General features: G+C 72.9%; 16 protein-coding genes and 1 pseudogene. 8 read left to right on the top strand and 9 right to left on the bottom strand.

The genetic code is table 11. The annotated features are described in order from the left end of the window. Positions 1-60 precede the first annotated feature (60 nt). On the top strand, positions 61-1272 hold the full coding sequence (locus N5875_RS04210) for an ROK family transcriptional regulator (protein WP_338491916.1): 1212 nt from the start codon (positions 61-63) through the stop codon (positions 1270-1272). Between the two features lie 179 nt (positions 1273-1451). Here N5875_RS04210 and N5875_RS04205 read toward each other — a convergent pair whose 3' ends face one another. After that, the gene (locus tag N5875_RS04205) at positions 1452-2279 is read right to left on the bottom strand and encodes an MBL fold metallo-hydrolase (RefSeq protein WP_338491914.1); all 828 of its coding nucleotides are present in this window, start codon (positions 2277-2279) and stop codon (positions 1452-1454) included. A gap of 112 nt (positions 2280-2391) precedes the next feature. Between N5875_RS04205 and N5875_RS04200 the strand changes: the two genes are divergently transcribed. After that, positions 2392-3891 (top strand): ABC transporter permease, encoded by a 1500-nt coding sequence (locus tag N5875_RS04200; protein WP_318209284.1) that lies wholly within the window; start codon positions 2392-2394, stop codon positions 3889-3891. A gap of 38 nt (positions 3892-3929) precedes the next feature. After that, entirely contained in the window at positions 3930-4637 is a 708-nt protein-coding gene (locus N5875_RS04195) for an ABC transporter ATP-binding protein (protein ID WP_338491912.1), read from the top strand. A gap of 34 nt (positions 4638-4671) precedes the next feature. Here the strand turns inward: N5875_RS04195 and N5875_RS04190 are convergent, their stop codons facing one another. Together N5875_RS04190 and N5875_RS04185 are read right to left on the bottom strand one after the other, a co-directional pair. Beyond that, positions 4672-5730 carry a M23 family metallopeptidase gene (locus tag N5875_RS04190; protein WP_338491911.1) on the bottom strand — a complete coding sequence of 353 codons (1059 nt, stop codon included), beginning with the start codon at positions 5728-5730 and terminating at the stop codon, positions 4672-4674. After that, positions 5727-6599, bottom strand: a pseudogene (locus N5875_RS04185) (SPFH domain-containing protein); the annotation flags it as partial. The gene N5875_RS04190 and the pseudogene N5875_RS04185, both read right to left, overlap by 4 nt. Before the next feature lie 446 nt (positions 6600-7045). Between N5875_RS04185 and N5875_RS04180 the strand changes: the two are divergent. Beyond that, the gene (locus tag N5875_RS04180; protein WP_318209280.1) at positions 7046-8479 is read left to right on the top strand and encodes a WGR domain-containing protein; all 1434 of its coding nucleotides are present in this window, start codon (positions 7046-7048) and stop codon (positions 8477-8479) included. Beyond that, positions 8476-8958, top strand: coding sequence for a hypothetical protein (locus N5875_RS04175; protein ID WP_338491910.1), 483 nt, complete (start codon positions 8476-8478; stop codon positions 8956-8958). The genes N5875_RS04180 and N5875_RS04175 overlap by 4 nt, the downstream gene beginning before the upstream one ends. Before the next feature lie 31 nt (positions 8959-8989). Here N5875_RS04175 and N5875_RS04170 read toward each other — a convergent pair whose 3' ends face one another. Both N5875_RS04170 and N5875_RS04165 read right to left on the bottom strand, forming a co-directional pair. Then, a complete protein-coding gene (locus N5875_RS04170) occupies positions 8990-9412 on the bottom strand; it encodes a DUF350 domain-containing protein (RefSeq protein WP_318209278.1) in 423 nt (140 codons plus the stop codon). Between the two features lie 145 nt (positions 9413-9557). Next, on the bottom strand, positions 9558-10160 hold the full coding sequence (locus N5875_RS04165; protein WP_318209277.1) for a DUF308 domain-containing protein: 603 nt from the start codon (positions 10158-10160) through the stop codon (positions 9558-9560). A gap of 248 nt (positions 10161-10408) precedes the next feature. Here N5875_RS04165 and N5875_RS04160 point away from each other — a divergent pair, with 248 nt between their 5' ends. Together N5875_RS04160 and opcA are read left to right on the top strand one after the other, a co-directional pair. After that, complete coding sequence (locus N5875_RS04160) at positions 10409-10957, top strand: DoxX family membrane protein (RefSeq protein ID WP_318209276.1); 549 nt, start codon at positions 10409-10411, stop codon at positions 10955-10957. An 82-nt stretch (positions 10958-11039) separates the two neighbouring features. After that, positions 11040-11990 (top strand): glucose-6-phosphate dehydrogenase assembly protein OpcA, encoded by a 951-nt coding sequence (gene opcA / locus N5875_RS04155; RefSeq protein WP_318209275.1) that lies wholly within the window; start codon positions 11040-11042, stop codon positions 11988-11990. A gap of 113 nt (positions 11991-12103) precedes the next feature. On the opposite strand, the gene N5875_RS04150 is transcribed toward opcA, so the two are convergent. Together N5875_RS04150 and N5875_RS04145 are read right to left on the bottom strand one after the other, a co-directional pair. Beyond that, complete coding sequence (locus N5875_RS04150) at positions 12104-12868, bottom strand: methyltransferase domain-containing protein (RefSeq protein ID WP_338491906.1); 765 nt, start codon at positions 12866-12868, stop codon at positions 12104-12106. A 41-nt stretch (positions 12869-12909) separates the two neighbouring features. Further along, entirely contained in the window at positions 12910-14136 is a 1227-nt protein-coding gene (locus N5875_RS04145) for a cytochrome P450 (RefSeq protein ID WP_338491904.1), read from the bottom strand. A gap of 256 nt (positions 14137-14392) precedes the next feature. On the opposite strand from N5875_RS04145, the gene N5875_RS04140 reads away from it, so the two are divergent. Continuing rightward, positions 14393-15565 (top strand): cytochrome P450, encoded by a 1173-nt coding sequence (locus N5875_RS04140; protein WP_338491901.1) that lies wholly within the window; start codon positions 14393-14395, stop codon positions 15563-15565. Between the two features lie 260 nt (positions 15566-15825). Here N5875_RS04140 and N5875_RS04135 read toward each other — a convergent pair whose 3' ends face one another. After that, positions 15826-16365, bottom strand: a complete 540-nt coding sequence (locus N5875_RS04135; RefSeq protein ID WP_338491899.1) for a hypothetical protein — start codon at positions 16363-16365, stop codon at positions 15826-15828. Positions 16366-16440: 75 nt separating this feature from the next. Further along, a complete protein-coding gene (locus N5875_RS04130; protein WP_338491898.1) occupies positions 16441-17412 on the bottom strand; it encodes an acetylxylan esterase in 972 nt (323 codons plus the stop codon). Positions 17413-17569: the final 157 nt, after the last annotated feature.

The raw sequence follows: 17569 nt of genomic DNA, 5'->3' as shown, positions 1-17569 counted from the left end.
CGGCCGCTGGCGGAGCTGTTTTTCGGGTGAGCGAAAGGGGCGGCTAGGCTCGCGCTCACCATGAACCAGCCCACGGAACCCAAGGCCGACAAGTCGGGCGTGCGCCGGCACAACCTGAGTCTCGTCCTGCGGACCGTCCACGACGCGGGCGAGACCACCCGGGCGGCCGTCGCCGCCCGCGTCGGACTCACCCGGCCCGCCGTCTCCTCCCTCGTCGAGCAGCTCCTCGAACTGGGCTTCCTCGTCGAATCGGGCAAGACGTTCAGCGGGCAGGCGGGACGACCGGGCACCGTCCTGAAACCCGCGGACACCGGTCCCGCCGGACTCGGCGTCGAGATCAACGTCGACTACGTGACGGTCTGCGTCGTCGACCTCACCGGCACCGACCGTGTCCGCCGCACCGAGCGTCTCGACAACCGTGCCGCCGGCGCCCCCGAGGTACTGGCCCGCGCCGCCCGGGTCGCCGCCGATGTCCTCGACACGGCCGCCGCACGGCGCCTCGCCCCGGCGGGCGCCGGACTCGCCCTGCCGGGCCTCGTCTCCGGTGGAGCCGTACGGCAGGCACCCAACCTCGGCTGGTACGAGGCCGACGCCGAGCGCCTCTTCGGCGAGGCCCTCACCGCGCTGCGCCCCGGCACCGCGGGCCTCCCCCTGACCTCCGACAACGAGGCCAACATGGCGGCCCTCGCCGAGCTGTGGTTCGGCACGCTCGGCGACCTCCGCACCTTTCTGCACCTGACGGGGGAGATCGGCGTGGGCGGCGCGATCGTCGTCCACGGCGAACTCCTGCGCGGCGCGCACGGCTTCGCCGGCGAGATCGGCCACCTGGTCGTCGACGCCGACGGCCCTCGCTGCCGCTGCGGCTCGCGAGGGTGTCTGGAGCAGTACGCGGGCCAGGCCGCGCTCCTCGCGGCGGCGCGGGCCGACGGCGTCCCCGAGCTGACGGACCGCGCCGGAGCGGGGGACCCGCGGGCCCTCGCCGCGCTCGCCGAGGCGGGCAAGATGCTGGGGCGCGCCCTGTCGGGGGCCGTGAACCTCCTCGACCCCGAGGCGGTCGTCCTCGGCGGCATCTACCCGCAGCTGATGCCGTGGCTCGTGCCCGCGCTGACCGAGGAGCTCTCCGACCGCGTCGTCTCCGGCCTCTGGACCCCGGAGGCGGGCCGCCTGCGTCCCGCCTCCGCCGCCACCGACGCCTCCCGGGGCGCGGCGGCCCTCGTCCTCCACGACGTCCTGGCCGACCCCCTGGCGTACGCCGCGGTGACGGGGGTCTGAGGTCTGACGGAGGGACCGTCCGCGGCCCCGTCGGGGGGCGCGGCGGCCGACGTCCGCGCACGGGGTCGGCGGGGGCGCGGCGGCCGACGTCCGTGCACGGGGTCGGCGGGGGCGCGGCGGCCGACATCCGTGCACGGCCCGACGACGGGAGCTCACCAGGCGGCGCTCCGCGGCCGGCGTCACACCCCTGGGGGCCTCCCCGGGACGTCGACGAACGGCCTGGTCAGGTGGGCCGTCGCGAGGACCGCCCCGGTGTCGGCGGCCCGCGCGAGCAGTTCCTCGCGGGAGGTCCGGGCGGTGGCCGGGTCGCGCTCGTGGGCGTAGGCCACGGCGGGCGCGGCGAGCTGCACGGCGTGGACGAGGAGATCGCCGGTGACCAGGACGTCCCGGCCGTCCGGCCGTTCGACCAGGACGGACTGATGGCCGGGGGTGTGCCCGGGGGTGGGCAACAGCGTGACACCCGGGCGCAGTCGGTGCCTGCCGTCGACCTCGTGCAGTTGCCCTGCCGCGCGGAGCGGTTCCACCACCCAGTCCCACACCGGGTCGAGGCGGTCGAGGGCGGCGGTCTCCGCGCGCTGGACGACGTACCGGGCCTCCGGGAAGAAGGGCCGGCCGGCGGCGTCGGCGGCCCAGCCGGTGTGGTCCTCGTGCAGATGCGTCAGCACGACGGTGTGGACGTCCGCCCGGTCGATCCCGGCCCGTGCGAGGACGTCCGGAAGGCGGCCGGGTACGGGGCACCAGGGCGCCCCGGGCCCCTCGGCGGGGCCCACGCCCGCGTCGATCAGCGTCCAGCCCGAACCGTCCGGATCGGCGACGGCGAAGCAGCGGAAGTCCAGCCGCCACGCGCCGTCGGGCCCGACCGCACCGGGGTGGAGGGCCGTGGCGGCCGCCCAGTCCGCCGCGACCGCCCCGGGGAAGGCGTCGCGCGCCGATTTGAAGAACAGCCCGGTGGCGTCCAAGAGTGCCGTCACCGGGCCCATCCGCGTCCATGCGCTGCTGTTCGACATGCCGCCGACCCTGCCATCACCGGGCCCCGTGCGTACAGGAGATCGATGACTCTCATCCCGCTCTCACGCCGGCCTTATCCCGTCATCACACGCCGCCCCTAACTTCACGCCCATGTTCTTCACCTACCTCCGGCGCGAACTGCGCCGTCGCAGAAGGGCGGCGCTCGTCGTCGCCTCCGGGCTCGCGCTCGGGATCGCGCTGGTCATCGTCGTCAACTCCGTGTCCTCCGGCATGAATCAGGCCCAGGGCAAGGTTCTCGAGTCCCTCTACGGCCTCGGTACGGACCTGACGGTGACCAAGGCGCAGGAACGGCCCGCGGACGGTGCGTCGCCGCAGCGCCCCCGGTTCGAGTTCCAGGGCAAGGAGGAGGGCGAGGAACAGAGCAGCGACCGGCTGATGGTCCAGGGCTTCCAGACCCTCGCGGACTCCACCGTCGCCACGGTCGCCGGACAGCCGGGTGTCGACCGCGCGGTGGGCGGACTCAGCCTCGTCAACCTGAAGATCAACGGAGAGTTCGCGCGGGGCCGGATCCAGCGCGGCCAGACCCAGCCGGGCCAGCCGGGCGCCGAGACCGGCGGCAACAGCGGCGGCACCGGGGGCAACGGCGGCGGCTCCGGCCCCGGTGACACCGTCACCGGGGGCGGCGCGGCCTTCGACGTCGACTCCTTCACGCTCTACGGCACCGACGTCACCGCCCCCGACCTCGGCCCCCTCACCACCTCCACCGTCTCCCAGGGCCGTACCTTCAAGGAGACCGAGACCGACGCGAAGGTCGCCGTCGTCGACAGCGCCTACGCCCAGGAGAAGGACCTCGCCGTCGGCGACGAACTGACCGTGAAGAACGTCAAGTTCGAGATCATCGGCATCGCGACCGCCGACCGCGGCCAGTCCGCCGCCCAGGTCTATCTGCCGCTGAAGCAGGCGCAGACACTCTCGTCCTCCGCGGCCAAGATCACCACGATCTATGTGAAGGCGACCGACTCGACGAGGATCGACGCGGTCAAGGCCGCCATCCAGAAGAACGTCACCGGCACCACCGTCACCACCTCGGCCGACCTGGCCCAGACGGTCTCCGGCTCGCTCGACACCGCCGCCAACCTCGCCTCGAACGTGGGCAGATGGCTCTCGTACGCCGTGCTGCTCGCCGCCGTCCTCGTCGCGGGTCTCCTCACCTCCTCCGCCGTCACCCGCCGGGTCCGTGAGTTCGGCACCCTCAAGGCGCTCGGCTGGAAGAGCGGCCGCGTCACCCGTCAGGTGGTCGGCGAGGCCCTCGTCAACGGCTTCATCGGCGGCGCCCTCGGCATCGCGCTCGGCCTGGCCGGCGCGTACGCGGTGACCGCCGTCAGCCCGACCCTCACCGCCGAACTCGGCCCGACCGGCGGCATGTTCGGCGGTCGCGGGGGCGGCCGCGGTGGCATGCTCATCGGCGGCGGCCCCGGCGAAACGGCCGCCGGCAAGACCGTCGACATCGCCCTCACCGCGCCCGTCAGCGTCACCACGGTGGGTCTCGCCGTCCTCCTCGCCCTCGGCGGCGGCCTCGTCGCGGGAGCCTTCGGCGCCTGGCGCGCCTCGCGGCTGCGCCCCGCCGACGCGCTGCGTCGCGTCGAGTAGCAGGCCCGAACCCACCCACGTACCACAGGAGTTGGACCATGTACGAACTCATCGGTGTCACCAAGCAGTACCGGCGGGGGCAGGAGAGAGTCGACGCGCTCGCCGGGGTCGACCTCACTCTCGCCCAGGGCGACCGGCTGGTCATCCAAGGGCCCACGGGCGGCGGCAAGTCGACGCTGCTCCAGATGCTCGGCGGCCTCGACCGGCCCACCTCGGGCCAGGTCCTGCTCGACGGCACCGACCTCGCCGCGCTTCCCGAGCGCAAGCTGACCGCGGTCCACGGCCAGAACATCGGCTTCGTCTTCCAGAGCTTCAACCTCATTCCCACGCTCACCGCCCAGGAGAACGTGGAGACCGCGCTTGTCCCGCTCGACGTCAAGCCCGCCGAGCGGCGGAGCCGGGCCGCCGAGGCCCTGGAGTCGGTCGGGCTCGGCGAACGCAGCGGCCATCTGCCGTCCGAGCTCTCCGGCGGTCAGCAGCAGCGGGTGGCGATCGCCCGAGCGCTCGTGAAGCGTCCGAAGGTGCTGCTCGCCGACGAACCCACCGGCAACCTCGACGAGTCCATGCGCGACGAGATCGTCGAGCTGCTCGAAGGGCTCTGGAAGGAACACGGGCTGACCTTCGTCATGGTCACCCACGACAGCGCGATCGCCCGCCGGGCGCCCCGCCTCGCCACGATCCGCAAGGGCCGGATCACGATCAAGGAGAACCCCCGGGCGGGGACGCCGGACCCGGTCGAGGCCTGAGCAACCGCGGTGGCCGGCACGACGTGTGGGGCCGCTACACGGGTACACCGTGGCCGCGCAGATAGGCCAGCGGGTTGATGTCCGATCCGAAGTACGGCGTGGTCCGCACCTCGAAGTGCAGATGCGGACCCGTCACCCGCCCGGTCGCACCCGACCGCGCGATGCGCTGCCCGGCCGACACGCTCTGACCGGGCGACACGTCGATACGGGAGAGATGGGCGTACTGGGAGTAGCGGCCGTCCGGGTGACGGATCACCACCTCGTAACCGTACGAGCGGCCGTACCCGGCCGTCACGACCCGGCCGGGACCGACCGAGCGGACCGTCGTCCCCGTCGGCACGGCGAAGTCCTGCCCCGTGTGATAGCCCTTCGACCAGGCACCGCGCTGCCCGTAGAAGCCGGTGTAGACGTACGAGGAGACCGGCGCCGTCCAGCCACGGGAGGAGCCGGACGGCGCGGCGGGCTTCGACGGTTGTGACGGTTCCGATGGCTTGGACGGCTGGGAGGTGCCGCCGGAGAGGCCCGTCCGCTGCCGGTACTTCCCGGCGTGGCTGGTCCAGTACCAGTGACCGCGGGACGTGAACCAGTAGACCCTGTCCTGGGCGTCCCAGCCCTGCCGCCCCCGGAAGACGGGCTCACCGGTCCGGCTCCCACCCCCGGCGGACGTGGCGGCCGACGCTCCGGTGTGCTGCCGGTAGGTCGCGGCGTGGCTGGTCCAGCGCCATTCGCCGGCCGCGTTCCGGAACCAGTACTTCGAGCCGTCCCAACCGGCGTGCGCCGGGGCGGGTTCGGCGGCGGCCGGTGCCGCCGCCGAACCCGCCAGGGCGACCGCGCCCACGGTCGCGACGACCACGCGGCGCATCCCGTACAGGGTCGCCATGGGGTGTGAACCGTCCGTGGCCGCACGCCGACCGGAGTCGGCGCAGTCCGCGCAGGCGCAGTCCGGCGGTATCTCGTCGGTGAACGCGGGGGCGGTGAACGCGGGGTCGGTGTTGGTGAGGGCGGTGTCGGCCTCGTCGGTGAATGCGGGCTCGGAGTTCGCTTCGGCGGTGTATGCGTCGGCGGTGGCCATGGGGGTGTCCACGTTCCTCATCGCTCCTGACGGGGGTCGGCCGGGCTGCCGCTCCGGGTGTAGAAGGCCACGGTCAAGTCCTTGACCAGGGCCTGGCGTTCGAAGTCGTCGAGCTCGACGAGCCCTCGTGCGGTCAGCCGGGTCACGGTGTCGTCGACGGCGTCGATCACGCCGGTGAGGACGGAGTCCCGGTGCTTGGCGTCAAGCACGGCGATCTGTCGCCGTCGCATGGCGGCGGCGACCTCGGGGGCGTACTCGATCCGGGTCGGCTGGGCGGAGAAGACGGCGATGCCGACCGGCCGGCACTCGGCGGCGAGCATGCGCGTCAGCGCGTCGCCGACGGCCTCGGCGTCCCGCAGCGTCGGCGTGTCGCCCCGGAAGGCGTCGGCGGGCAGCCGCGAGAGCACCCGCGCGACGGCCGCCTCCACCTGCTCGCGCAGATACCCGAGATGGTCGTCGACGGAGAGCAGCGCGCGAGCCGTGTCCCGTACCGACCACACGACCAGGACCACCACGCGCAGCGCCGAACCCTCGGCGTCGACGACGGCGATGGGTTCACCGCGCCAGTGCCGCAGACGTACGTCGATCCGGCGGCGCAACACGAAGGGGCTGATCCAGACGAGACCGGTGCGGCGGACGCTGCCCCGGTAGCGGCCGAAGAGCGAGAGCACCCAGGCGGCGCCGGTCCGCCCGCGGGTCAGGCCGCCGAAGGAGACGACGGCGACGACGACACAGCTCGCGAGCGCGGCCCATTCCCAGGGCAGCAACTCGATCTCGCGGAGCGGTCGGGCCCGGAGCGTGGTGGCGATGCCGGTGAGTGCGGTGAGCCCGGTCAGGACGGCCACCCAGCCGGGGACGGCGGGCCCGGGGCGTTCCTTGAGGTCGGGGTCGACGGGCGGGGGACGACGGGGGAGCGGTGTGGAGGTCGCCTCTGACGCTCCGGAGGGCGGTGAGGGCTCCGAGGGCGCCGAGGGCTCCGAGGAGCCTGCGAGTTGGGGGTCGGGGTCGGGCTCGGCCCGACCCTTCGTCAGGACCGTGGTCCCGGGCAGGGCGGTGGTCGGTCGAGGGGTGGCGTCCGACCGGAAGAGGTCGTCCATCGGTATGCCGTCCGCGTGTCGGCGCGCACGGACGGGCAGGGGCCGTTTCTGGTACTCGGTCATGAGGCCCTTCCGGCCGTTCCTGAGGTGACGGCACGTCGGATGATCTTCAGAAACCATCGTCACAGGGGTGTATGTCCGGAATGCCGCGACGAACGTCCCGAATGTCCGGGACTTAGGTCCCTTGGCCAAGGCTTCACCGGGGGCCGTTGTCAGTGGGTGCCCCTACCGTTCTCACCATGACGACGACCTATCTGGAGCTGTCGCAGGACGACGGCGGCGCCCACAAGTTCTACGAAGTGACCGTGGCGGACCTCGCGGTGTCGGTCCGTTACGGCCGGATCGGGACGGCGGGCCAGACGCAGAGCTCCACGTTCCCGACGGCGGCGAAGGCACAGGCGGCCGCGGCGAAGAAGATAGGGGAGAAGGTCCGCAAGGGATACGCCCCGGCTGTCCGGGGACAGCGGGCGGCCCGCGCCGTGACGCGCCGCGCGGTGACCTCCGCGCCCTCCACCGCGCGCGCCGTCGCTCCCGTGCTGTGGCGCTTCCGGACCGGTTCGGCCGCCTTCGGCATCCACGTCGACGAGGAGCGCTGCTGGGTCGGCAACCAGGCGGGGGACGTCTTCACGCTGGACCGCTCCGGCGAGGTGCAGGCCCGGTTCAGCCTGCCGGACGGCGTCAAGTGCCTGGTCGCGGACGACTTCTGGATCTACGCCGGCTGTGACGACGGCAAGGTGTACGACCTGTCGTCGAAGCTGCCCTTCGCCGCGTACGACATCGCCACCGACGTCGACATCTTCTGGCTCGACATCCACGAGGGCGTCCTGCACGTCGCCGACCGCTCGGGCCGGCTCACCGTCATCGACCACGAGGACGAGCACCAGTGGGCGCGCGGCGGCCAGGGCGAGCACGCCTGGATGGTCCGTGCCGACGGGGACGCCGTCTACTACGGGGACACGCGGGGCGTCGCCGCCCACGCGCCGGACGGCGGCGGCGAGCTGTGGCACACGGCCACCGAGGGCGGGGTGCTCTTCGGCTGGCAGGAGGACACCGCCGTCTACGCGGGCACGGCCCGCAAGAAGGTCCAGCGGCTCGCCAAGAAGGACGGGCGCGTCGAGGCGGTCTACGCCTGCGACAGCCCCGTGTACTCCTGCGCCACCTCGCCCGGCGGCCGGTTCGTCTTCGCGGCCGACTCGGCCTCCTCCGTCTACTGCTTCGCGGAGGACGGCACGCGGCTGTGGAAGCTCGGTACGGGAGGGGGCTCGGCGCTCTCCATGCAGTACCGCGACGAGCGGCTCTACCTGGTGACCACGGACGGTTCGCTGGTGTGCGTGGACGCGAGCGAGGCGGCGATCCAGGCCGCCCAGGGCGGTACGGTGCCGGTCGCGCGGGACGTCAAGCTCGCCGCGGCCATGCCGGTGTACGAGCCCGCGACGACCGTCACCGCCGTCACCACCGTCAGCGTCGCCCCGGCCGGTTCGGTGGTCGTGGAGTGCGTGAACGAGTCGGGCAGGACCCGGGTCCGGGTCCTCTCCGAGGGCTACGACTCCGCGTGGAACGTGCAGTTCCCGCGCGCGATCCGGGAGCCCGGCGCGCGGTACGTGGTCGATGCCCTGCACGCGGCCGCGGGCGGCTTCTACCGGGTCCGGGGTGACATCAGGCGGCTGCGGTGACGGCGGGCCACGGGGGCGGCGGCGCGTTCGAGGCGGCCACCGGGGACGGCCCGCCGGTGCCCCCGGCGGACGTCGAACAGCGGTCGAGGGAGGTCCGGGCCGCGCTCGACGGGCTGCTCCAGATCAGACGGCTGACCCACCGCCAGGACGGCGGTGACCCGCAGGCCGTCCCTGCGGACTGGGAGCGCCGGCAGCCGGTCCGGGCGGTGGCGCTCGCCCTGGAGTCGGGCGGCCTCACGCCTTCGGCCGTGGACGCCTCCGGAGCCCGGATCACCACCGGTTACCGCGTCCGGCCGGGGGACCGGCCGGAGACGGCCGTGGTCGAGTGGCTGGGCCCGGCGGGCTCGGGAGCCGCCCAGGAGGAGGCGACGGCCCTCGGCGGGTGCGTACCGGCCCTGGCGCGGCTCGGCTGGGAAGCCCTGCTGTACAAGGGGCCGCGCGGGCGTCGCTTCCTCGAAGTGGAGCCGATGGCGGGCTGAACCTCCAGGGGCACCGCCGTCCCCGGCTGGCTCAGGCGATCGAGGCGGAGACGATCGCCGAGACCGCGATGTTGCAGGAGGCGGTCACCCAGACCGCGGGGTGCGGCTCGGGGTCGACCAGGGTGGCGCCGAGCTTGCCCGGCGTGACCAGGTCCACGACCAGGAACGCCACGGCCATCATCACCAGGCCGAGCAGGCCGAACGCGGCCGTCGACACGAGGCCCTTGCCGAAGTTCTCGTACGTCGTCCAGATCGAGGTGAAGACGATGCCGCCGATGCCCAGGAGCGCCGAGCTCAGCAGGATCGCGGCGTTGCGGTTGCGGTCCTCCCAGATCTGCCGGCGGAGCTGTCCGGGGGTCAGCAGATCCACGAGGACTATGCCGAGGATCAGCAGGACCACGCCGAGGGCGCCGTAGGCGCCGGCCCGGCCGAGGCCGTTGACGATGTCGCTCATGGTGTGCCGGTCTCCGGGGGAATCACGATCGCGGGGGATCGGTGGTCAAGGACCGGCAAAATGTAGCGCACGCGTCAACAGTGCTCGCCGCCCGCCCGGGAATTCGGGCGGACGGCGAGGGGTCGGGCGAGGGGCGCGGACGCCGTCAGGCCCCCGGCGGCAGGTTCTTGGCGCGCGAGCGCACCTGGAACGCCGTGACGATCTCGACCGCCCCGACGGCGAGGAGCCAGATGCCTCCCAGGACCATCAGCACCGCGGCCGACTCCAGCGGGGAGACGATGAGGACCACACCGGCGAGCGCGTTGACGATGCCGAGGAAGACGTGCCAGCCGCGCGCCGGCATCGTGGCGTCGGAGGCCGCCGCGAGGGTCTCGGTGATGCCGCGGAAGAGCCAGCCGATCCCGATCCAGAGCGCGAGCAGCAGAATCGACTGCGTCGCGCCCCGGAGGCAGAGCAGGCCGAGCAGGATCGAGAGGGCGCCGCTGATGAAGGCCATGACCCGTAGTGCGGTCGTGGTGTGCGTGCCGAAGGCGGCGACCAGTTGCATCACACCGCTGACCAGCAGGAAGAGGCCGAAGAGCAGGCCGGCCACGAACAGCGAGGCGTCCGGCCAGACCAGCACGATGACGCCCAGGGCCAGGGACGCGATCCCGGCGAAGAGGAGCGCCTGCCAGGCGGCGCCCGCGAGCGCGCCCAGCGGGCCGGGCGGTATGTCCTGGTGCCTCGGGCCGCTGTGAGTCTGTGCCATGGACGGTTCCCGTCCTTCCGTGGAGGGGGTGGGCAGAGCCGGTGGCCGGGGCGGGTCGGAGCAGGGTGCGCCGTCGCGAGGGCCCCGGACGGCTGTCGCCCTCTCACCCAAGCACTCGTGAACAAGTGCCGCAAAAGGTGACTCGTACGGAGTATTCGTCCGGGTCCCCGGGCGGCGGCGGCCGGACAGGGCGACCACAGTGGACCGCGTACGAGACCACCCCTTCCTCCTCCCACCTGGAGAACCCCATGGGCCACCCCAACCGACGCGACCTCGGGCTCCTCGTGCTGCGGGTCGGCACCGGAGCCGTACTCGCCGCGCACGGCACCCAGAAGCTCTTCGGCTGGTTCGGCGGCGGCGGCATCGAGGGCACCACCAAGGGGATGGAGGCCATGGGCTTCCACCCGGGCCGGGAGAGCGCCATCGCCGCCGGTCTCGGCGAGGCGGGCGGCGGCGCCCTGCTCGCCCTCGGCCTCGCCACCCCGGCCGCCGGAGCCGCGGCCGCCGGAGCCATGACCGGCGCCGTCGCCGTCCACGCCCCGGCCGGTTTCTTCGCCCAGGGCGGCGGCTACGAGTACCCGGCGTTCCTGGGCTTCGTCGCCGCCGCGATCGGGGTCACCGGCGCCGGCCGGTACTCCCTCGACCACGCCACGGGCCACGTCCTCGACCGTCCCTGGGTGGTGGCCACCGCGTTCCTCGGCACCGCGATCGCCGCTGCGGCCGTGGTCAACCGGCGGGCCGGCGAGCAGGCCGCCGCCGAGGCCGCCGCGGAGGAGGCGGAGCCGGAATCCATGTGACGCCGGTCAGGGGTGGGGGCCCGCACGCGTCCGCCGCGCGGGAGGGATAGGCTCGCCGCAGAGGAAGGGACGGTCGCCGCGCATGAAGATCGATCTGACGGACACCAACTCCAGCAAGATCAACAAGGCGATCCTGGAAGGCCGCAGGGCCGTCGGCACACCCGCCGCCGGTGTCGTGCTCACCCTCGTCGTCGTCACCGACGAGGAGAACGCCTACGACGCGGTCAAGGCCGCCAACGACGCCTCCCGGGAACATCCCTCCCGCATCCTGGTCGTCATCAAGCGCCACGCCCGCTCGCCCCGGGGGCGTCACGAGACCCGGCTCGACGCCGAGGTCCGTCTCGGCACCGACGCCGGCTCGGGCGAGACGGTGCTCCTCCGGCTCCACGGCGAACTCGGCGACCGTGCCGACTCCGTGGTCCTTCCGCTGCTCCTGCCGGACGCGCCCGTCGTCGTCTGGTGGCCCGTCGACGCCCCCGAGGTGCCGTCCCTCGACCCGCTGGGCTCACTCGCCCAGCGCCGCATCACCGACATGTACGCGGTCGAGGACCCCCTCGCCGCCCTGGAGAAGCGGGCCGCCTCGTACGCCCCCGGCGACACCGACCTCGCCTGGACCCGGCTCACGCCGTGGCGCTCGATGCTGGCTGCCGCGCTCGACCAGGCCCCGGTGACCGTGACCTCGGCCGCCGTCGAGAGCGAGGCGGAGAACCCGAGCGCCGAACTCCTCGCCCGCTGGTTCGAGGTCAGGCTGGGCGTCACCGTCGACCGGATCGTCACCGACGGACCCGTCGTCACGGCTGTCCGTATGGGCACCGCGGACGGCGAGATCCGCATCGACCGGCCCGAGGGGCCGGTGGCACGGCTCTCCATCCCCGGCCAGCCCAGCCGCGTCCTCGCCCTGAAGGTCCGGACGACGGCCGAGCTGATCGCCGAGGAACTGCGCCGCCTCGACCCGGACGACGCCTACGCGGCGGCCCTGCGCGGCCGCGAGGGAGCGGCGAGGCCGACCGCTGACGCGCGGACCCGCGGCTGACCGGCGGCGCGTCCGCCCGCCGGGACCTGCGCCCGCCCGCCGGGACCTGGAGGCCCGGCCTGGACCTGGCCTCCACAGAAGCCCAGGGCCTGCCCCCTTCCCGCCCCCCGTTCTCAGGGCTTCTCGAAGACCATGACGAAGTCGGCCATCTCCCGTACGCGGGGAACGTCCGGGTCCGGGAGCGCGAGGAGACGCTCCTGGGCCTCGGCCACCAGGCGGGTCGCGTCGCCCGTGACCGACCAGGCGCCGGTGAAGAGGCCGCCCGACAGGGAGCGGGCCATCGCGCGGGGTGACACCCGGAAGGTCGTGGGGCGTTCGGAGGCGGGGCCCCGGTAGACGAGTCCCCGGGCCTCGGCGATCGGCGCGAGGACCCACGGCCCGTCCTGACGGGTCCGGAGCGGGTCGATCCGGTCCTCCAACTCGCCCACCACGACTCCGATGTCGTCCGTGGGACGGGTGCCTCCGGCCGGGATCACCAGATAGCGGCCGCCCGGGCGCAGGACCCGGGCGACCTCGTCGAAGACCATGCCGTGGTCGGGCCCGGTGTGCAGCAGCCAGGTGGACACCGCCTGGCTCACCGAGGCGGTACGTACCGGCAGGCGGCAGGCGTCCGCCACCGCCACCCGCGGACCGAGCCGCTCCAGTGCCCGGGCGAGCATCCCGGTCGACAGGTCGAGCCCGTACACCACGTGGCCGCGCGCGGCCAGTTCGGCCGCCACGATGCCCGTACCCACGCCGATGTCGAGCACCGGACGGTCGGGGTCGAGCAGAGGCGCGAGCTGCTCGGCGAAGCCGGCGGCCCGGGCCGTGCCGCCGCGCGAGGCGTCGTACCCGGGGGCGATCGCGTCGAACTCCGCGGTGCCGGAGGCCGAATTCATCAGTCTGTCTCCGTTCGTCTCTCCGCCGTGGGGGCGACGGGTCAGGCCTCGGGCGTGAAGGTCACGGGCAGGGTCGCCATGCCGCGCAGGATGCCCTCGCGCCGGCTCAGATCCGCGTCGGGGTCGGCGAGCCGCAGGTCGGGGAAGCGGCGCAGCAGCGTCCCGATGGCGATCCTCGCCTCCGCGCGTGCCAGCGGCGCACCCAGGCAGAAATGCACACCATGGCCGAAAGCGAGCTGTTGCGGCACCTCGCGGCGTGCCACGTCGAGGATGTCGGGACGGTCGTAACGGGCCGGGTCGCGGTTGGCTGCGGCGAGCCCGATGATGATCATCTCGCCCGGCGGGACGGTGACCCCGCCGATCTCGTACGCGTCGGTGGTGAAGCGGGCGACACCACGGCTCACCGGGCCCTCGTAGCGCAGGAGTTCCTCGATGGCTCCCGGCAGCAGCGAGGGGTCGTCGCGGAGCGCGGCGAACTGGTCCGGGTGACGGAGCAGGGCGTGGACGCCGTTGGCGATGAGGCTCGCCGTCGTCTCGTGTCCGGCGAGCGTGAGCAGGATGGTCATCGCCGTCAGCTCGCGGTCGCTGATCCGCTCCTCGGCTTGCGCGGCGCACAGCGCGCTCAGGAGGTCGTCCTTCGGATCGGCCTTGCGGCGGGCGATCAACGGCTCGAAGAACTCGGTGAGTTCGGCCCGCGCCCGAGCACCCTTGGCGAGTCGCTCCGGGGTGTTGGGGGGCATGATCAGACCGACCGCGAGACGGGCGAAGTCCGGCTGTCCCTCGGCCGGGATGCCGATGAGTTCGCTGAGGACGGCCATGGGCAGCGGCAGGGCGAACTCGGAGACCAGATCGGCGGTTCCGCGCTTCGCGACGGCGTCGAGGAAAGCGTCGGTGTGCGCCTGGACGCGAGGTGCGAGCTGCTCCACCCGGCGGGCCGTGAAGGCCTTCGAGACGAGGTTGCGCAGCCGGGTGTGGTCCTCGCCGTTGGCGACGAGCATGCTGGCCATCAGGACGTTGGTGCGCTCCTGGTGGGCCATCTCCTCCTCAAGTCCGTTCACCCCGACGGGACTGCTGCTGAGCCGGGGGTCGGTGAGCGCGGCCACGGCCTCGTCGTAACCGGTGACCATCCAGACTTCAAGAGTGGGATTCAGCCGCACCCGCTGGACGACGCCGTGCTCGCGGATGCGCTCGAAGAGCGGGTAGGGGTTGGGCTGTTGGGCGACGTTTACCGGGACATCGTGAATGATTGTCTGCTCTTGACCGGTCATCTTCCGTAACTCCCCGACGCTTTGTGAAAGATCTCTGGCAGGTAGTCATACCAGCCGCCCCAGTTGCGTGGTAGCGTCACCGGCGCTCGGCTCGGATTGATGTTCGGAGAAGCACCGACGAACTGTCGGTGACAAGATCAGCGAGGGGCTCCACCCACCGGTGACCGGCACCTCGTACCGCTCGACTCGGTAGCAGCCAAGGCCTCAACCAGGCCCTATGCGCAGGGGGAGACGTTTCGTGGAGCAAGCGGCAGCCGTGGACCCGATTCTGGATCTGGCCCGTCCGTCGATCCTGCGGAACCCGTACCCGTCGTACGCCCGGATGCGCGAGACCTCCCCCGTCCTGTGGCACGAACTGCTCGGCTCCTGGGTCCTGACCCGGCACGCCGACTGCCTCGCCGTGCTCACCGACAGCAACCGTTTCGCCTCCGACTGGCGGCGCGCCGGGGAGGAGATCCCCGCCCCGCTGCTCAGTGTGCAGACCCTCGACCCGCCGGAGCACACCGCCATCCGGCACCTGCTGCTCGACGGTTTCCGGGCGCAGGACCGTCAGGCGCTGCACGACGACCTGGAGGGGCAGATCGCCGATCTGCTCGCGGAGTTGGCCCGGCGCCCCGCCTTCGACCTCGTCGGGGAGCTGGCCGAGCCGGTGGCGCTCCGCTTCGTGACCGCCTTCCTCGGCGTCCCGGCCCCCGAGCTCGACTGGTTCGTGCCCATGTCCCGTACCGTCGTCGACGGCATGGACGCCGGCCTCTGGCCCGAGAAGCACGAACCGGCCGTCGCGGCCCGCGCCCGGCTCGCGGAGTACGCGGGCGGCTGGCTCGCCGACCCGCCCAAGGAGGGCCTCATCGCGTACGTCGCCGAACACGCGGCGGACAGCGGCGTGGCAGAAACGGTTCTGCGCAACAGTCTGCGTGCCGTCCTCCACGCCGGCTACGAATCCGCGTCCCGGCTCCTGGGAAACGCGGCGGCCGCGCTCCTCACCACCCCCGGCGCGCTCGAAGCGTTCCGGGCCACCCAGGCCACGGCCGTGGACGAACTCATCCGGTACGACGCACCGGTCCAGGCGGACGCCCGGGTCTGCGTCACCGACACCGAACTGGGCGGCGTCACGATGAAGGCGGGTGATCCGGTCACGCTCTTCCTGGGCGCGGCCAACCACGACCCGCTCCGCTTCGCCCACCCCACAGAGCTGCGACTCGACCGCGCCCCGAACCCGCACCTCGGGTTCGGCCGCGGGGCCCATGCCTGTCTGGGCGCATCGATGGCGATCCGGCTCACCGGATCGGTCCTCGGCGCCCTGGCCAGGGACTATCCGCAGGCAGGGGCAGTCGCGGAACCAGAACACCGGCGCAATCTGACCCTGCGCGGTCTCGACCGCTTCGAGGTCACCCTGCGTCCAGACACGGGGGAGGAGGTACGGCCATGAAGTACTGGCACTGAAACCAGTGAGCGTGCGGCCCGTCCATGAGGCGGGCACCACGCCCGTGCACGACACCGTGCACCTCGCCGGAGCCCGAGCCCGCTGCACGGCTCGGGCTCCGGCCCTTGCGCGCGGCGCGCGCCCGACGAGGAGCCGGGGAGCAGAGGAGCCGAGAACCCGGGGAGCCGAGAACCCCGGGAGCGGAGGAGCCGGGGAGCCGAGGAGGCGGCGAGCAGAGCAGCCGAGGAATCAGACCGAGCGGTGGATCACCGGCCGCTGTCCGGAGTCATCTGCGCATCGTCGACGAGCAGGCTCAGCGCGCCGTCGACGGGACACCGCAGGCCGACCGACAGGCGGCGCATGTGACCGTCCGGGCCGAGCGTGTACGCGGCGGCCACCTGGAACAGTTCGTGGCCGGCCGGACACGCGACCATGGTCATGCCCGCCCCGGGAGCCGGAGCCACGGGCGGCCGGAGCTCCCGGACCACCGGGTCCGCACCGTCGTACCCCTCCTCGTCCCCTACGTCGAGCGGCAGGCAGCAGCCCTCGCAGAAGCATTCGTCCCACGTCACCTCGAACCGGTCCCAGCGGCAGTACCGGCAGACGAGGGCACCGGTCACGATCCGCCGCCCGGCCCCGCCGGACTCGGTGCCGGCCCCGGCGGTCCCGGTCCCGGCGGTCCCGGCTCCGGCGGTCCCGGCCCCGGCTTCATCGGCATCGGCGCCGCCGAGCAGCCGCAGCAGGCCCTCGTTCGCGGCCGCCTCGTCGCCGACGGGGCCGTCACTCCACACACGCGTGCTCGTCACGACAGTGATCCTTTCACTGTCGGAGCGGGCCGGCTCCACAGGTACCGGCCCGCCGAGCACGCCGCCCGTCATGCGTCAGTCCCGCAGCTTCCCCGGCAGCCAGCGGAGTTGGGCCGCCTGCTGGAAGGGGCCGCCGCCCTCGTGGTCGTTGAAGTCGTACACCTCGATCGCCTTCTCGTCCCCGGCGTACGCGTTGAAGGCCGCGAACACCGTCGAAGGCGGGCACGTCAGGTCCTCCAGGGCCGTCGAGAACAAGGCCGGGGCCGAGGCACGGGCCGCGAAGTGGACGCCGTCGAAGTAGGTGAGGGTGTCCTGGACCCGGAGCACCCGCCCGCGATGCGTCTTGAGGTAGTTGCCTACCTCGCGGTACGGCGCGCGGTCCGTGACCGTCGTCGCGCGCGGGAAGTCGCACAGGAACGGCACGTCCGCCGCCACCGCCACCAGGTCCCGTACGAGCCCCGCCACGGCGAGCGTGATCCCACCGCCCTGGCTGACACCGGTCACGGCCGTGCGGCTCGCGTCCACCAGGGGATGCGAGCGGGCTGCCTCCACGGCGCGGACCGCGTCGGTGAAGAGGCGCCGGTAGTAGTAGGTGTACGGATCCTCGATGCCCCGCGTCATGAAGCCGGGGAACGAGGGCGCGCTGCCCACCGGGTCCGGCGTGTCACCGGTGGCCCAGCCGCTGCCCTGTCCGCGGGTGTCCATCACGAAGTGCGCGAACCCGGCGGAGGCCCAGAGCAGATGGGTGTGCGGAAGGCCGCGCCCCCCGCCGTACCCGAGGAACTCCACGACGACGGGGAGCGGTTGGGAGGTGCCGGCGGGCAGGACGAACCAGCCCTTGACCGGCTGTCCGTCGAATCCGGCGAAGGTGACGTCGAAGGTCTCGACCGTGGAGAGCCCCGTCGGAACCGCCTCGAACCGCGCGTCCAGCGCGTGCGTGCGGGCCTCGCCGAGGGTCTTCGCCCAGAAGGCGTCGAAGTCCTCGGGCTCCACGGACGCGCTCCGGTAGGTGCGGAGTTGGTCGAGGGGCAGGTCGAACTGGGTCATGAACACCGCCTGGTGAGTCGCCTGGTGAGGGAGGGTCGCGTTCGAAATTTCGACCGGATCACCCCGGCCCGCCCCACCCTAGTCGCGGGACCACGCTGATTCATATACGTGAATATCGACGGATCCGGCCGGACACCCCACGCCGTCGACGCCACGA

The sequence above is a fragment of the Streptomyces sp. SJL17-4 genome (assembly GCF_036826855.1).
Taxonomy (GTDB): domain Bacteria; phylum Actinomycetota; class Actinomycetes; order Streptomycetales; family Streptomycetaceae; genus Streptomyces.
This window is presented reverse-complemented; position numbering and strand designations above follow the sequence as displayed.

What these genes read in the sequence shown, in the direction of transcription:
- N5875_RS04210 (WP_338491916.1), top strand. Translation starts at nt 61, where the DNA reads ATGAACCAGCCCACGGAACCCAAGGCCGACAAGTCGGGCGTGCGCCGG.
- N5875_RS04205 (WP_338491914.1), bottom strand. Translation starts at nt 2,279, where the DNA reads ATGTCGAACAGCAGCGCATGGACGCGGATGGGCCCGGTGACGGCACTC.
- N5875_RS04200 (WP_318209284.1), top strand. Translation starts at nt 2,392, where the DNA reads ATGTTCTTCACCTACCTCCGGCGCGAACTGCGCCGTCGCAGAAGGGCG.
- N5875_RS04195 (WP_338491912.1), top strand. Translation starts at nt 3,930, where the DNA reads ATGTACGAACTCATCGGTGTCACCAAGCAGTACCGGCGGGGGCAGGAG.
- N5875_RS04190 (WP_338491911.1), bottom strand. Translation starts at nt 5,730, where the DNA reads ATGAGGAACGTGGACACCCCCATGGCCACCGCCGACGCATACACCGCC.
- N5875_RS04180 (WP_318209280.1), top strand. Translation starts at nt 7,046, where the DNA reads ATGACGACGACCTATCTGGAGCTGTCGCAGGACGACGGCGGCGCCCAC.
- N5875_RS04170 (WP_318209278.1), bottom strand. Translation starts at nt 9,412, where the DNA reads ATGAGCGACATCGTCAACGGCCTCGGCCGGGCCGGCGCCTACGGCGCC.
- N5875_RS04165 (WP_318209277.1), bottom strand. Translation starts at nt 10,160, where the DNA reads ATGGCACAGACTCACAGCGGCCCGAGGCACCAGGACATACCGCCCGGC.
- N5875_RS04160 (WP_318209276.1), top strand. Translation starts at nt 10,409, where the DNA reads ATGGGCCACCCCAACCGACGCGACCTCGGGCTCCTCGTGCTGCGGGTC.
- opcA (WP_318209275.1), top strand. Translation starts at nt 11,040, where the DNA reads ATGAAGATCGATCTGACGGACACCAACTCCAGCAAGATCAACAAGGCG.
- N5875_RS04150 (WP_338491906.1), bottom strand. Translation starts at nt 12,868, where the DNA reads ATGAATTCGGCCTCCGGCACCGCGGAGTTCGACGCGATCGCCCCCGGG.
- N5875_RS04145 (WP_338491904.1), bottom strand. Translation starts at nt 14,136, where the DNA reads ATGACCGGTCAAGAGCAGACAATCATTCACGATGTCCCGGTAAACGTC.
- N5875_RS04130 (WP_338491898.1), bottom strand. Translation starts at nt 17,412, where the DNA reads ATGACCCAGTTCGACCTGCCCCTCGACCAACTCCGCACCTACCGGAGC.